18 protein-coding genes are annotated in these 15,173 nt (G+C 34.3%); 16 read left to right on the top strand and 2 right to left on the bottom strand.

What is annotated here, in order from left to right; all coding sequences use genetic code 11:
• Nucleotides 1-11: 11 nt before the first annotated feature.
• The 15 genes from JNUCC52_RS02780 (at nt 12) to JNUCC52_RS02710 (ending at nt 12,702) form a co-directional block, all read left to right on the top strand.
• On the top strand, nt 12-728 hold the full coding sequence (locus JNUCC52_RS02780; protein ID WP_337981305.1) for a nucleotidyltransferase domain-containing protein: 717 nt from the start codon (nt 12-14) through the stop codon (nt 726-728).
• A gap of 150 nt (nt 729-878) precedes the next feature.
• Nucleotides 879-2,198 (top strand): SPFH domain-containing protein, encoded by a 1,320-nt coding sequence (locus tag JNUCC52_RS02775; protein ID WP_337981304.1) that lies wholly within the window; start codon nt 879-881, stop codon nt 2,196-2,198.
• Between the two features lie 14 nt (nt 2,199-2,212).
• Nucleotides 2,213-3,319 carry a TFIIB-type zinc ribbon-containing protein gene (locus JNUCC52_RS02770; RefSeq protein ID WP_337982173.1) on the top strand — a complete coding sequence of 369 codons (1,107 nt, stop codon included), beginning with the start codon at nt 2,213-2,215 and terminating at the stop codon, nt 3,317-3,319.
• Nucleotides 3,320-3,528: 209 nt separating this feature from the next.
• The gene (locus tag JNUCC52_RS02765; RefSeq protein WP_337981303.1) at nt 3,529-4,425 is read left to right on the top strand and encodes a DegV family protein; all 897 of its coding nucleotides are present in this window, start codon (nt 3,529-3,531) and stop codon (nt 4,423-4,425) included.
• Between the two features lie 156 nt (nt 4,426-4,581).
• Nucleotides 4,582-5,787, top strand: coding sequence for an EAL-associated domain-containing protein (locus JNUCC52_RS02760; protein ID WP_337981302.1), 1,206 nt, complete (start codon nt 4,582-4,584; stop codon nt 5,785-5,787).
• A gap of 341 nt (nt 5,788-6,128) precedes the next feature.
• Nucleotides 6,129-6,815 (top strand): hypothetical protein, encoded by a 687-nt coding sequence (locus JNUCC52_RS02755; RefSeq protein ID WP_443136917.1) that lies wholly within the window; start codon nt 6,129-6,131, stop codon nt 6,813-6,815.
• Between the two features lie 318 nt (nt 6,816-7,133).
• Nucleotides 7,134-7,307 carry a hypothetical protein gene (locus JNUCC52_RS02750; RefSeq protein WP_172771383.1) on the top strand — a complete coding sequence of 58 codons (174 nt, stop codon included), beginning with the start codon at nt 7,134-7,136 and terminating at the stop codon, nt 7,305-7,307.
• A 302-nt stretch (nt 7,308-7,609) separates the two neighbouring features.
• Nucleotides 7,610-8,362, top strand: a complete 753-nt coding sequence (locus tag JNUCC52_RS02745) for an SDR family NAD(P)-dependent oxidoreductase (protein ID WP_337981300.1) — start codon at nt 7,610-7,612, stop codon at nt 8,360-8,362.
• Nucleotides 8,363-9,085: 723 nt separating this feature from the next.
• Nucleotides 9,086-9,775 carry a hypothetical protein gene (locus JNUCC52_RS02740; protein ID WP_172771386.1) on the top strand — a complete coding sequence of 230 codons (690 nt, stop codon included), beginning with the start codon at nt 9,086-9,088 and terminating at the stop codon, nt 9,773-9,775.
• A 55-nt stretch (nt 9,776-9,830) separates the two neighbouring features.
• Nucleotides 9,831-10,031: a hypothetical protein gene (locus tag JNUCC52_RS02735; protein WP_172771387.1), complete on the top strand. Its 201-nt coding sequence runs from the start codon at nt 9,831-9,833 to the stop codon at nt 10,029-10,031.
• A 127-nt stretch (nt 10,032-10,158) separates the two neighbouring features.
• Nucleotides 10,159-10,890: a class I SAM-dependent DNA methyltransferase gene (locus tag JNUCC52_RS02730; RefSeq protein WP_172771388.1), complete on the top strand. Its 732-nt coding sequence runs from the start codon at nt 10,159-10,161 to the stop codon at nt 10,888-10,890.
• 52 nt (nt 10,891-10,942) lie between these two features.
• Nucleotides 10,943-11,116, top strand: coding sequence for an NUDIX hydrolase (locus JNUCC52_RS02725; protein ID WP_337981299.1), 174 nt, complete (start codon nt 10,943-10,945; stop codon nt 11,114-11,116).
• Nucleotides 11,117-11,149: 33 nt separating this feature from the next.
• Complete coding sequence (locus JNUCC52_RS02720; RefSeq protein WP_337981298.1) at nt 11,150-11,386, top strand: NUDIX hydrolase; 237 nt, start codon at nt 11,150-11,152, stop codon at nt 11,384-11,386.
• A 15-nt stretch (nt 11,387-11,401) separates the two neighbouring features.
• Entirely contained in the window at nt 11,402-11,818 is a 417-nt protein-coding gene (locus JNUCC52_RS02715; protein ID WP_337981297.1) for an NUDIX hydrolase, read from the top strand.
• 32 nt (nt 11,819-11,850) lie between these two features.
• Entirely contained in the window at nt 11,851-12,702 is an 852-nt protein-coding gene (locus tag JNUCC52_RS02710; RefSeq protein ID WP_337981296.1) for a leucine-rich repeat domain-containing protein, read from the top strand.
• Nucleotides 12,703-12,789: 87 nt separating this feature from the next.
• Here JNUCC52_RS02710 and JNUCC52_RS02705 read toward each other — a convergent pair whose 3' ends face one another.
• Both JNUCC52_RS02705 and csaA read right to left on the bottom strand, forming a co-directional pair.
• Nucleotides 12,790-13,749, bottom strand: a complete 960-nt coding sequence (locus tag JNUCC52_RS02705) for a TRM11 family SAM-dependent methyltransferase (protein ID WP_337981295.1) — start codon at nt 13,747-13,749, stop codon at nt 12,790-12,792.
• A 352-nt stretch (nt 13,750-14,101) separates the two neighbouring features.
• Nucleotides 14,102-14,431 (bottom strand): chaperone CsaA, encoded by a 330-nt coding sequence (csaA, locus tag JNUCC52_RS02700; protein WP_172771390.1) that lies wholly within the window; start codon nt 14,429-14,431, stop codon nt 14,102-14,104.
• Between the two features lie 302 nt (nt 14,432-14,733).
• On the opposite strand from csaA, the gene JNUCC52_RS02695 reads away from it, so the two are divergent.
• Complete coding sequence (locus tag JNUCC52_RS02695; RefSeq protein WP_172771391.1) at nt 14,734-15,156, top strand: MarR family winged helix-turn-helix transcriptional regulator; 423 nt, start codon at nt 14,734-14,736, stop codon at nt 15,154-15,156.
• Nucleotides 15,157-15,173 lie beyond the last annotated feature (17 nt).

Genomic DNA, 15,173 nt, shown 5'->3' with positions numbered 1-15,173 from the left:
AGGTGGTAAAAGTGAATGATTTAAAAAAGGGCAATGCAATCGAGGCAGCGCAGCAGTTTATTGCACAATATTTCCCACATTGCGATGGGGCGTTATTAGCTGGAAGTGTCGTTCGAGGCGAAGCAACAGAAACATCTGACTTAGATATTGTTGTCTTTGATCATACTCGAATGGCCTCTTATCGAGAATCTATAGTAGCGTTCGGTTGGGCTATAGAAGTGTTTGTACATAATTTAACATCTTATAAGCAGTATTTTCACGAAGATTATAAAAGAGCAAGACCATCCATGCCAAGAATGGTTTCAGAAGGTATCGTTTTAAAAGATAACGGTATTCTCGATGGCATTAAAAATGAAGCGAAACTACTTTTAGATAAAGGCCCAGAAGAATGGACTGAACAAACAGTTAAAATAAAGCAATATTTTATCACCGATGCACTAGATGATTTTATAGGTTGTTCCAATAAAGCAGAAGAATTATTTATTGCGAATGCTCTTGCTGAATTAGTAAGCGAATTTGTATTAAGAACAAACCGCCAATGGATCGGTCATTCGAAATGGGTAGTACGTGCATTACTACAACATGATGAGGCATTCACACTTCATTTTATTCAGGCATTCGATATATTTTATAAAACAGGCAATAAACAACACATTATCCAATTAGTGAACAATGTACTTGAGCCATTCGGAGGAAAATATTTTGACGGTTTTTCAGTAGGGAAATAATTAGTTTTACTAGCAGCCTGTTATAGAGGTCTTTCCATGCTAAAGCAAAAATTTTGAAACAAATTGTCCTTTCCTGCGTAATACAATAGTGAGTTCAATAATTTTAATGATAAAATAGTTTGAAGTATTTAATTAAAGGTGGGAAATGAAATGGGTTTATTAAAAGCAGGTATTGGTGCCTTAACAGGTGTATTAGAAGATCAATGGCGAGAATATTTCTACTGTGAGTCTTTATCAGCAGATGTTCTTGTTACTAAAGGTGTAAAACGCACATCTAAACGTGGCTCAAATAAAGGACAAAGCAATATTATAAGTAATGGTTCTATCATTGCAATCAATGAAGGTCAATGTATGATGATTGTTGAGCAGGGCAAAGTGGTGGAGTTTTCTTCCGAATCTGGCGAGTATGTTTATGACACATCTACTGAGCCAACTATTATGTATGGCGATGACCTTTCATCAAATATCACAGAGACATTCAAGCAAATTGGAAAGCGTTTCACATTTGGTGGCGAGCCAGGAAAAGATCAGCGTGTGTATTATTTTAATAAGAAAGAAATCGTTGGTAATAAGTACGGAACACCTGCACCGATTCCTTTCCGTGTCATTGATCGCAATATCGGTCTAGATATTGATATTGCCATTCGTTGTCATGGCGAGTATTCCTATAAAATAGTAGACCCATTATTATTTTATACAAATGTCTGTGGTAATGTGGAGAGCGAATATACTCGTGATTCAATTGATAGTCAATTGAAGACAGAGCTTATGACCGCCCTACAACCAGCATTTGCTCATATTTCTGCAAGTGGCGTACGTTATAGTGAAATACCTGCACATACAGTGGCTCTAGCCGATGCCCTTAACAAAGTGCTATCAGAAAAATGGCTAGCAACACGCGGTTTAGCAGTCGTATCTTTTGGAATTAGTTCATTAAAAGCATCTGAAGAAGATGAAGCGATGATTAAACAACTACAGCGTAATGCAGTCATGCGTGATCCAGGTATGGCCGCGGCTCATTTAACAGGAGCACAGGCTGAAGCAATGATAGCAGCTGCACACAACGATGGTGGAGCGATGGCAGGGTTCATGGGCATGAACATGGCAACACAATCAGGTGGCGTCAATGCAAGTCAGCTATTTCAAATGAGTGAGCAAAATAAGCAGACACAAGCAACTACAAATGTACAAGCAAGTCCATCAAATGCTTGGACATGTACATGTGGGCAAGACAATACAAGTAAATTTTGTTCAAATTGTGGAACATCAAAGCCCGTAGAAGTGGGCTGGACATGTGCTTGTGGCATGAGCAATAAAGGAAAATTCTGTAGTGAATGTGGAGCAAAAAAACCAACAGGAGCATTGCAATATGCATGTGATAAATGTGGTTGGGAACCAGAAAACCCTGCAACTCCTCCAAAATTTTGTCCTGAATGTGGCGATATTTTTGATGATAATGATATGAAGTAAGGAGATGACTGATGATGACGACGCAAGAAGCGGAAAACGTCAAAGAGGCAAAGCTAGAATTCGATGCTGAATGTCCATCATGCAGTGCATCAATTGAATTTAACCCATCTACGGGCAAGTTAACTTGTCCTTACTGTGGCTTTGAAACAGAGATTGCGACACCTGAAATGGAACAAGAAAAAGTGGCGCAGGAAATGGATTTTGCTAAAGCTGAGGAACGAGGGAACTTTAACTGGGGCGTAGAGAAAAAAACCGTTATTTGTAAAGCTTGTGCAGCAGAAACAATTTACGATGCATTACAAGTGGCGGATAGCTGTCCGTATTGCGGTTCCAATCAAGTAATGGAAGCAAGTGCTGAAAACACACTTGCACCTAATGGCGTCTGTGCTTTCGAAATAACAGACAAACAAGCGGGCGAAAATTTTCAAAAATGGATTAAAGGAAGATGGTTTACGCCGAAAGCAGCTAAAATAAGTGCAAAGCCAGATTCATTTAAAGGTGTGTATCTACCTTATTGGACATTTGATACTAAAACAAGCTCTCGTTACTCAGCAAGCTATGGCAAACATCGTACGGTTACTGACAAAGATGGCAATCAAAAGACTGTAACAGATTGGTATTCTACAAGTGGTTTTTACCAGGAGTTTATTGATGATCATTTAATTAGTGCAACGACTCGTTATGATCGTCAAATGATGCGTAAAATTGAACCCTTTAACTTACTAAATAATAAATCCTATAAGCCAGAATATGTGGCAGGTTTTCTATCAGAACGATATAGCATTGGATTACAGGATGGTTGGAGTCAAGCAAAGAGAGAAATTCATAATCACTTACAGGCACAAATCACTTCAAAAATTCGTCTAGAAAAGTTTGCAGATGTTGTTTCCAATGTGCGCTTCTCTACAACACATGATGACATTACATATAAATATTTAATGTTGCCAATTTGGCTTTCTTCTTTCCGATATAAAGATAAAATTTTTAGATTCATGGTGAATGGTCAAACAGGTCGTGTCGGAGGAAATGCACCGATTTCACCACTACGGGTTACGATTGCAGTACTTTTATCATTGATGGTATTAGCTGTAATTTTATATTTCTTTATGAATGAATCTTAACAAATAGCAGTATTCTAAAAGTGTGCTCACTCTTCATGCTTTTGGAATGCTGTTTTTTTATTGCGAATATTGTCGGAATGATGTCGAACGATGTAAATAAATTTTCTGATTATGATAAATGTCACTATTCATCACGGTTCTGTCTATGTATAGTTGCATAAGCTATAAGGATAATAATATTTTACAATAGACGAGGAGCACAGCATTTAATGAATAAGAAAATAGCATGGGTTACAGATACAGCAGCATTGTTAGATGAAAAATTCATACAGGACAATCAAATTCACGTTTTACCACTTAATATTGTTTTTGATGAAGGGGTATTACGAGAAACTGTTGATATGACACATGATGAATTTTATGACAAACTTCGAACGACTAAAACACATCCAAAGACATCACAACCTGCCATTGGTGAAGTGGTAGCGTTATATAAATCGTTAAAGCAGCAGGGCTATGCCTGTGCTATTGCTATTCATACTTCGCAACATTTGTCGGGCACTTATTTAAGCGCTTTCACAGCAGCACAACAAGCACAATTTGACGTCTATCCAGTCGATTCAAAAATCGGCTCATTTCCAATGATGAAAATGATTGAACTAGGTCAGCAATTAGAACGTGATGGTTTCGAACCAGATCAAATCGTTGAAAAGATTAATGAACTAGCTGATCATAGTGAGCTATCTTTTATCCCGGCAAGCTTATCACAATTGCATAAAAGTGGTCGCGTTTCAGGAACACAGGCGTTTTTGAGCCATCTTTTAAATATAAAAGTCGTGATTTCCTTTGAAAATGGAAAAGTTGTTATGAAAGAAAAAGTACGTGCAGCAACAAAGGCAAAAGCATATGTGGAAACCCTTCTAAGTAAGGATTTAGAATCAAGTATTATCCCAGAAGTAGCAGTTATCCACTGCAATAATGAAGAAGGCGCAATTAGTTGGAAATCAGCTTTAGAGAAAGCTTATCCTCTTATTACTTTTCAAGTTCTGCCATTAAGTGCTTGTGTTGGTGTGCATGCAGGAGAGGGTACACTAGGATTAAGCTGGGTGCGTCTGCCAGAACTTGTCGTACCAAAACAGCGAGAAAAAGAATTAGTGACCATATAAAGTGATTGGCATTTAGCCAAAAAAATATGCAGGTGAAGTTGCGAAATTCCTATAAACACACTATTATACAGTCAGAGAGCTTTTTCATAAAATGAACTGTAGATGTAATGTTATTTTTGAATAATAATAAATTATTCAAGTATGGAGGTTTCGACAATGGACGCAATTGAAGTGTTAACTAATTTAGATCAAATACATGGGTATTTTCAACCTATATTTAGCGCTGATGCGCATACGGTGATTGCCTACGAAATTTCCGGTCAGTTACAAATAGAAGGACAGCAAATCAACTTAAAGGACTTTGTTAATAATGAAGATATTCCAGAAGAATATCGTATTGATATGGAACATAAAATTTTACACGCAGCGCTAACCCAAATAGATACAATAGCAGCCGACATTGATATTTATATTCCGAGTAACCCGAATTTGTTAATGCAAGATTTCGGTGAAAGTCACTTTAATATTATTCAACAATATATAGATGAAGAAGACCTACACCGCATCGTACTGGTGGTTTCCGAGCATCGGTTTTTAGGTGATATCAATAAATTACACCATGCACTACGTTATTTCACAACTTTTGGTGTGAAAATTGCTGTACAGGAAGTAGGAGCTGAAAGTCATTTAGAGCATATCGCATTATTATCACCGCAAATTTTAAAGGTAAATATACGCGATTTAAATTATGATTCATGGTCTGCTCAATCCGATATGATTTCTGCAATTGGAAGTTTGGCATATAAGATAGGTGCAAACCTATTGTTTGAAGGAATTGGCACAGTATATCAATTGCAATTCGCTTGGAAAAATGGAGGACGCTTCTATCAAGGTTCTTATTTAGCTAATGCTGCAAGGACATTTGTAGAGAAAGATATATTAAAGGAACGTTTTAAAGAAGAATGTCAGCAATTTATTACTTCGGAAAAGAAAATGCTTGAGGCACAATATTTTGAGTTAAAGAAATTAAGAGAGGAGCTAGAGGCAATTGTTCATCGTATCAAACCTTCTAGCGATAATATCTCACAATTAGAGCATTTAGCAGAGCTTTTAGATCATTATTCATTCCGATTATATATTTGCAATGAGGATGGTTTCCAATTAACACCAAACGTCATGCGTTACGAAGGGAAATGGGAACTACAGCCAAATGCAATTAATAAAAATTGGAGCTGGCGGCCGTATTTCCTACAAACGATTATTAAAATGCGTAATGATCAAAATGGGGAAATTTCAGAACTGTATCGAGATATTGAAACAGGGGAAATTACGCGAACGTTTTCCATTGCCATCAATGAACACGAATACTTATTCGTCGATCTTTCTTATGATTATCTCTATGAACATAATATATTTCGATAGAGTGATACATGCTTATATAGCAAGGTATGAGGGGTACAAATTTAATTTGTACCCCTATAGTATTTCAATTGAACCTAAAAACTATAATCCATTTAAATTTAATTGTAAGTAAACTGGACTTCTAGAGTAAGGTTAAGAATTCTTTACCTTGTCAGAATACTATTGATTTATATTCTAAATATATTTAAGATGTTGACGGGGAAATAAGTTAAAAATTATTGTTGACGGATCGCCGTATGCGATGAAAGTCGCACGTACGGTGAAGGCTCGTTATAAAGCGCCAAAGTGCATAAGGCGAGAATAGTGTAAGTAATGAAGCACCAAAAGTATCAAATGTAAATATTAGTGGAACAGCGAAAGAAGGACAAGTTTTAATAGGAAACTATGATTATACTGACAAAGAAAATGATTTAGAAGGCACTTCAACTTATCAATGGTACACTGCGGATGATGTGACTGGGACAAATAAGGTAGCAATTAGTGGTGCGAATGCTAATATGTATACTTTAACGGGAGCAGATGTAGATAAATATATCTTCTTTGAAGTAACACCAGTAGCACAATCTGGGGTACCATCAGGAAATCCAGTATTAAGTCTAGCAACACCACAAGTATTGGGATTATCCTTTTCTTTAGAGGATAATATAGGAAGTACCTCATATTCATTCCCACTAGGGACGAATATAAATAATGGAGCTTTAAATAGTTTATGGCCAACAGTACGTACTGAAAAACCGATTATTAATGCAACGGTTACTATTGATTTAGACGGAGCATTTACTGCTGATATTAATGACAAATATGCATTTTCAAATAATGGCTCAGGAATTAATTTAACAGCAGGAATGATTTCAAATAATGGTCAAACAATCACAATTCCAAACGTAAATATTATGACATATCCAGATCAACCATTTTGGTTCATGATGAAGTTTGGTACTAAGACTCTAGTAACAGAAGGAACATTTGATATTAAATTCACAATAAATGGCGTAACTAAAGTGATGAAACTTAATGTAACAAATTAATTTTTATTAATCTTTTTGTTTTAGAATTAAATTAATAATATTTACCCTCCACAAGCACCTGTGGAGGGTTTTTTATTATGCGTCGTGAGAGTAAACGAGTTGGGCAACGGTACAGATGATTGATTCTCGATGCCTCTCAGAGGTTGAGTGTTTTATGCAATAAATTGTATTAAATTAGTGAGAATTTTAAATATCCAGAGTGGTGTAAAAGATTTGTCCCTTAAATTAAAAAAATTTAAAAAACTAGAAGGATTTTTACAAATAATGTCTAATATAGTAATTGTAGTACAAAAAATTGATGAAGGAGTGAATGTAATAATGAAAAAGAAAAAGACAATATGGTCTGTGGCTGCTGCAACGCTTCTAGTAGCAACTTTATCATTTGGTGCGAGTGCAAGTGCGACAAACGATCAAGGAGGAGGTAGCAGCGGAGGGTATCCTTCTAAGCCTCCAACATGTGTTCCTGGAAAGGCATGTCCAATCCCAGTTTAAATGTTTAATGAAAACTAAATACTTACAAAGGGCACCCAATTTGGGTGCTTTTTTCCGTCCTGTTAAATAACGCTAAAAGTCAGAAAGAATTCCTAACGTGCGTACTACGATAATGTGGAATAGGTGGTATCGTAGGTGAAAAGATTAATTTTTTCCGTCTTTTAGTATCACTAGTAATCAATTCTATTTTTTTGAAAATTGTAATTTAATTTTTGTTACATATAAGTTTTATTAGATAAAATTCCTTACAAATGAAATTTAAAATGCTAAGTTATATTCATAACAAATATTAGGGGGAAACTATGGAAAGTTTACATGGAAAAGTAGTTTTAATAACAGGGGCAAGCTCGGGAATTGGACGGGCTGCGGCGGAGTTACTTTCATCAAAAGGTGCAAAAATTATTGTTAACTATCTTTCGAATAAAAAAGGTGCTATAGAAACAGTACAGCGCATTCAAAAAAATGGTGGAGATGCGATCATTATTCAAGCTGATGTCACAATTAAAGAGCAAGTGAATGCAATGGTGGAACAGGCTCTGGCATCCTTTGGGAAAATTGATATTCTAATTAATAATGCGGCTGGTGGTATCCGACAAAGTACGTTTATGGATGCAAGTGAAGAATTGTGGGAAGAAACATACAGACTAAACATCAATAGTGTTCTTTTATGTTCACAAGCCGTATTAACACATATGATTCCAAGAAAAGAAGGCAAGATAATCAATATATCTTCAACTGCTGCTCGCATTGGAGGTGCTGGTGAAAGCATTCATTACGCTGCTTCCAAGGGGGCATTAAATACAATGACGATTGGCATGGCCAAAGAACTAATCGAATACGGAATCATTGTCAATGGCATAGCCCCAGGGATGGTTGAAACGCCTTTCCATGAAAAGTTTGCGCCAAATGAGGATCGACTTTCTCGCATGTCTGCAACTATACCTATTAAAAGAGTAGCACAACCAATTGAAATTGCAGAAACAATAGCTTTTCTTGCATCCGATGCTTCGAATTATATATTAGGTGAAATCATTAATGTTAGTGGGGGGAGATAGTTTTTTATTTGAATGATGAGATGAATAACTTTTTATAACGGAACTCCCCTATTTTTTAAGATAGTGAGTAACTTTCTGCTATATACCTATCTTCAAAAATTTTATAAAATTTAGATACTTGCCATTAAAAAATTGAGAAAAAAGTATTGACAAGTTTTTTTATGGAGTATTAACATAATTAATACCACGTGGAAAATTTTTTTGATTCAAGAAGTTATGTAATATATGCTTTGCATTTTATTTTAAAATCACTAGGTACATTCAACTCATTTAATTTAAAATCTGTTGGAAATTATAAATTTTAAAATGGAGTGTGATTTCAATGGCAATTCGTACAGACGCATATAATACGGGTAAAGCTAGGAGAGGCATTAAATAACTCAAAGGTCGGGCAAACATTTAATAGTGCGGCGAAAAAAATAGGAAACGTATTTGTTGATTATGGAAAAGCGATTAATAAGGCAGCTCAACAAACTGTCTATGGAAATATTGAAACACCTTATGGAACTGCCGGAGGTGCCATAAAAGGGTTATTTAGCGGCGGACTTAAAAGTGCTGTAAAAGGTGCTGGGACTGGTATGCTTTTAGAATTTGGTCTTAGATCAGCTACTAATATTTATAACGATGTAATTCGAGGATCTAAATAGTAAGAATAAGTAACAAGTTGAATGTAATTCAACTTGTTACTTTCATAGATAATTTAAATTACAAGGGACTAAGGAAATGGATATTAAATATAATAGTCTAATAAAATTAGATTCTGTATTATTAGTATATCTAGACCAAAAGAATAATAAACAAAAATTGGAGCTTATTAGTGAAAATGGGTTACAATGGATGATACCTTTGTCTATGCATCAAAAAATAGAAAAGAATCTTGATTTGTATGCATTTATTATAAATAAAAGTTTTTGCATTTGTGATCCTAATTGTAATTCTATCTACAAAGTTAATAATATGCTGTTTTCTAAAGCTGAAATTAAATTAGATAACAAAGTAAAGTATATAGAAATAGAATCATCTAACACAGGTAAAGATTTTCAAATAAATACTTTTGATATTATTGACAAAACCAGTGTTTTTTCAAATTTAGACATAGCCATTTGTTATAAGGTAAACTTGAAAAATATTACTGAGGATTCTATAATTCTTTTTCAAATAATAAACCCAAAAGGAGAATTGCATTTTTTGGATTTTGAGTGCCTAAAGAAAAATAAAGTTAATGGTAGACGAATTTATTATGCAGCGTTAAAAATCACACCACTTTTAATTGAGGGAAAATGGATATTCCAATTAATATATAAAGATAAAATAATTGATACTAAAGAAGTAATATATAAGATTTATAAAAATGATTATGGAAATAGGGATTATTTTACCCAAAATTACATGAATATTAACATAGAAGTTTAGTGACAAATGATTTAAAATGTTGGTTTGTAAATAAAGGATGTGGGAGTTTTTTCTTATGAAAAAAAGAAAAGATTTCGGTTCATTTATTACAGAGCATGGTTCATTTATAATTACCACATATTTTGTTGTATTTTTTATCATTTCAAAAATATTTTCTTTTTCTGCTATTGATAATTGGATTGTCATTTTTGTTGGTTTTATTATGACCTTAATAATGATGAAAATTAGAAAGGATAAAGAGAAGCAAAATCATTAGCGAAATAAAATAGTGGGGCACATATTAGCGAGGACTAATTTGTGCTCTTTTTATTTTTGATTTATTAAACAATATTTACCTATTGTAAGGTATGATGATTAGTGAAAATCTACAAGGAGTGAATCGCATGGAATACATTGGTGTAGCAGCTTACGACGATGCAACATTTTTCAACGAATACTTAACAAGAAGAAATCGTGTAGAAAGCCCGAACAATATGATCGAAAACCCGATAATGTTAGAACTTATGAGTGATGTAAAAGGGAAAACGGTGTTAGATTTAGGATGCGGTGACGCTCAGTTTGGTGTTGAACTTTTACAAAAAGGATGTATCCAATATGACGGTGTTGAAGGCTCTGAAAATATGGTAAAAGAAGCTACTAAAAATCTTAATGAAACAAAGGGGAATGTGTATCTTTCTTCAATGGAAGCATGGGATTTTCCAAAAGAACATTATAATTTAGTTGTTTCACGATTAGCTCTACATTATATAGCAGATTTAAAGAGTATCTTTATGGAAATTCATAAATCCTTAGCTTCGAACGGAAAATTTATTTTTAGTGTTCAGCATCCAGTATTAACTTCATCAATAAAAAGTGCAGCAGCTTCAACTACTAAGACAGATTGGATTGTAGATGATTATTTTTATAGTGGCAAAAGAGTAGAACCTTGGGTTGATAAAAAAGTTGTTAAGTATCATCGGACAGTTGAAGAATATTTTCAACTTTTAAAGCTAGCTGGATTCAAAATTAATGATATTCGAGAAGGAAAACCAAAAGTCGAGAAATTTAGCAGTGAAAGTGAATATCAACGAAGAATGAGGATTCCACTCTTTTTAATCTTTTCATGTGATAAATAAAATTTTCTGCTTTTCCAGTCAGCTCTCGTTCTAATAGAAAGTGAGGTGAATTATGGATATTAAAACGTTCGGTGAAAAAGATGAAGAAATAGAATACATATTACGACCTGCAGTCTATTGTGTAATGTTCAATAGTCAGAAAGATAAAATAGCAATTATTCAAACAAGTAATGGTAAGTTTTTTCTTCCAGGTGGGGGCTTAGAAAATAATGAGACACATGCGTAATGTTTGAAAAGAGAAGCGCTTGAGGAAATGGGAATGGATGTTACAGTAGGTCCTTTTATAGGACGCGCACAAAGATATTTTTATTCTACAATTGAATTAAAATATTATCTAAATGATGGTTTTTTTTACTTATGTAATACAGGTAGACAAATTGCTAGTCCTATAGAGGAAGATCACTTCCTTAAATGGATGGAACCAAATCAGGCAAAAGAGATTTTATTTCATGAACATCAAAGCTGGGCTATAAATGAAGTAATAAGATGTAAATAAAAGGGGAGGTTTATTTTGCCGATTAAAAAAGCTTATGGCTATGTAAACCGCGTTAAAGAAGATACAACCCAAGTATTAGTTTTCCGTCATTCGGTGACTGAAGCAGGGATTCAGATTCCTAAAGGTACTGTAAACACTAATGAAACCACCTATGATGCTGTTATAAGGGAAATGAAAGAAGAAACGGGATTGAAAGATTTCAATGTAGAAAAGCTACTTGCGAAGGATTTATGGGAAAATGATGATGGTGTTTTACATAATAGATTTTTTTACAAAATAAATGTAAGCGATACGCTAGATGAATGGGATTACAATCCAGCAGGCGGTGGAGATGAGGCAGTATTAATATTCAATTATTTTTGGATTTCATCAAAAGATGATATTGAACTAAGTCGTGTTCACGGAGATTATTTACATTTAAACTTTAATTAATTTATACTAAACTAACACGAGGAGTAAGACAAATGAAATTAAATTTTCACCATATGAATTTAGAGGCTTTACCCAAAATAGAAGTACCGATAGCAGCAATCACACATTTAAGCTTATTCGATAATGCATTCACGACAATCCCTGTTGAAATTTACAACATGAAAAATATAAAAACATTAAATATATCCGTTAATAAAATCCGTCATATGCCTGCTGATATAGGGAATTTAACAGAACTTACAATGCTGGACGCAGGGCATAATGATATTGATGTAATCCCACCTGAAATTGGCAATCTGCACAACATCGAGGATTATTTATATCTTCATAATAATAAATTACAATCCATTCCACCTGAAATTGCCAAGCTAGTCAAAGTAAAATATTTAAATCTTAGTGATAATCAATTATTACAGTTACCAAATGAACTAGGACAATTAAACAAACTAATAGAACTGCGTGTTATGAATAATCAATTGACAGAGTTGCCGACAACTATTGGATGTTTAAGCAATTTAAAAGAATTGCATGTAAAAAATAATCAACTTACAATACTTCCAGCAAATGTAGGACAGTTATCATTATTACGGGTTATAGATGTGGAAGAAAATCAATTAAAGGCGATTCCTCAATCGATATATAAGTGTTTAAGCTTAAGACGATTAAATTTAAGACATAATCAATTGACAACATTGCCTGAAGAGATTGGACGCTTAAAAAATTTATTGGAAATTGATTTAAGAAGCAATCTTCTAACAGAGCTACCAAAATCATTATTGGATATCGAAGGACTAGAACGTCTGGATCTTAGATGGAATCACGATTTACAAGTTCCATCTTGGTTAGGAGATTTACAAGAAAAAGGCTGTATCGTTTATTTATAGTTAGAGGGCATGTACAAGATTGCCAATTGGCTGATGCAAGCGATTTTGGAAATCATTATGCAATCAGCCTTATGCAATAGTACGATTTTAGTTTTGTTCACATAATAAAATCTGTCGTAAAAATGACTGCTTTTTCGCAATGCTTCTGTCTACTATAACCAATCCAGCATCTGCTACTAAGTCATCAATTGTTTCAATAGTAACGATAACTACTTTATCAGCAATTCGACGAGCATGTTTTATAATATCAAATTGATCTTCGCGTGTTGAATGCGTAAATAAGTTATATGGTAAATCAATTATCGCTACATCATAGTGTTCCGTTACTTCTGAGATGGGACCTAATGTTATTGTTCCCTGTAATCCAAAATAGGCTATGTTTTCGCGTGAACCATTACATACAAGGGGATTCATATCTCTTCCTTCTATATCAATTCCCATAGAAAGGGCCTCGATTATTACCGTCCCTATACCACAACATGGATCAATCGCACGAATGTTTTGAGGCTGAGGAACTGCAATGTTCGCAACAGCTCGAGCGACTCTTGTGCTCAGCGCAGTTGAATAGCTATGTGGCTTGTGTAAATGCTTACGCCAAATGGATTCACTTTTGCTATGTATGCCAAAGTACCATCTTTCATCTATAAATAAAAGACCAAAGACAACCTCAGGGAAATCAAGGTCTGGTTCTCCCTCTATACATAATCCTATTTCACGTTCCATCAATCGACGCTCTGATTGAGGGATTTTTTTTGTTTCACCTATATCAAAATTATTTAAACAAACCACTTTATAGGTTTTTGCATTTACTATTAGATTGGTCACTAATTTTTTGATGTTATCTATGCTGTTATCTTCATACAGCACTTCAAGTCGATCTTGTATAAAAGGACTACGGCTAGGGTTGACCTCAATATTGCTTATAAGAAAATTTGATTGGGAATCAACACTAAAAAATGAACGCATCTCCATTCTACATAGATCGTACTCGTCTACGTGATGTACATATGTGTATATATATTTACTCTCACTTTGTATGTTACGCAATTAATTCATCCTTTTCTAATTACTATTGCTCTAAATCCTTAATGTGCACTAAATTTTAAGTCTAACATAGTTTCAGTAATAATTGAATTCTTAGGAAGAAAGTAGGTTATGCTGTCTAAATTTTGACCGATTTTTTCCACCATAATAATAGTTGCAAAACGTGAGACAAAAATAGAAAAAAGAGTCACTTCCATATAGAAAGTGACCCCAAAACAGGAGAGTTTTTGTAAGGCTATCTAAGCTTTACATTACTATTAATATGCAGATGAAGCTATAAAGAAATAGCCATTTGCCTGTGAGATAGATTAAAATAAATCCTTTGTAATCGTTAGAGTAAAACTAGATAAGTTACTTAACTAATTTTAGTGCCATTTGGTACTGCTTGATCAGGTGTTAATAAAATAACATCTCCCTCTACAGGCACACCGCCGATAACTAGAACCTCTGATTTAAAGCCTGCTACTCGACGGGGTGGAAAATTGACAATTGCTACTACTTGTTTACCAACGATTTCATTTGGTGTATATCGTTTTGTAATTTGTGCGGAGGATTGCTTAATTCCTATTTCACCAAAATCAATGTTCATTTTTATCGCTGGAACACGTGCTTTCGGTAGTTCTTCTGCTTGAAGAACTGTACCAATTCGAATATCAAGAGCAATAAAGTCTTCAATGGTCGCCATAATTGTACTCCTCTTATATGTGTTTTTGTAAATGTTATCATAAAATGGTTTAATATCCAAAGGAAGATATTTGCGTGAAGTTGTTTTGATTGTACTTAAAAACGCCGATAAAACCTACAAAAACGCCGATAACTTCGTGTGAATCGCTGGAAGAACGTTAGAAATCGCTGATAAATTTCGGAAAATGATCCTCGGAAAAATAGTTAGACTTCTAACTAAAATGATTGACTTCTAAAGATCGATATTTTATTATTAGTTAGAAATCTAACTAAAAAGAAATTCTAATTGTGGAAGGTGAGACGATGAAAGAAGTCAATTATCAATTTCAAATTCGTATGATTGGTCATCAAATGAAGCAGCGCGGTGACAAAAAGCTCGAATCTTATGACATTACGATTGAACAGGGGCATGCTCTAGATTACTTAGTCTCCCATATGGAAGAGGGCATAACGCAAAAACATATGGAGAACGTCTTCCAACGTAGAGGCTCTTCTATTTCAAGCATCGTAACGAACCTGGAGAAAAAAGGTTTAGTTGAACGTAAAACAGATTTAACAGATGAGCGTCGTAAAATAATTCGACCGCTTCCAAAGGGCATCGCGATTGTTAAGGATTTTCAATTGTTTTTTGAAGAATTAGATGACGAAATGACAAAAGGCTTCTCAAAAGAAGAAAAAGAACAGCTTATAGTTTTGTTAAACCGCATAATTAAAAACTTAGATTAAGAAGGCTGATTGATTCA

Source organism: Lysinibacillus sp. JNUCC-52 (assembly GCF_015999545.1).
GTDB lineage: Bacteria > Bacillota > Bacilli > Bacillales_A > Planococcaceae > Lysinibacillus.
The sequence above is the reverse complement of the archived record's forward strand: the minus strand, read 5'-3'. Positions and strand labels throughout refer to the sequence as shown.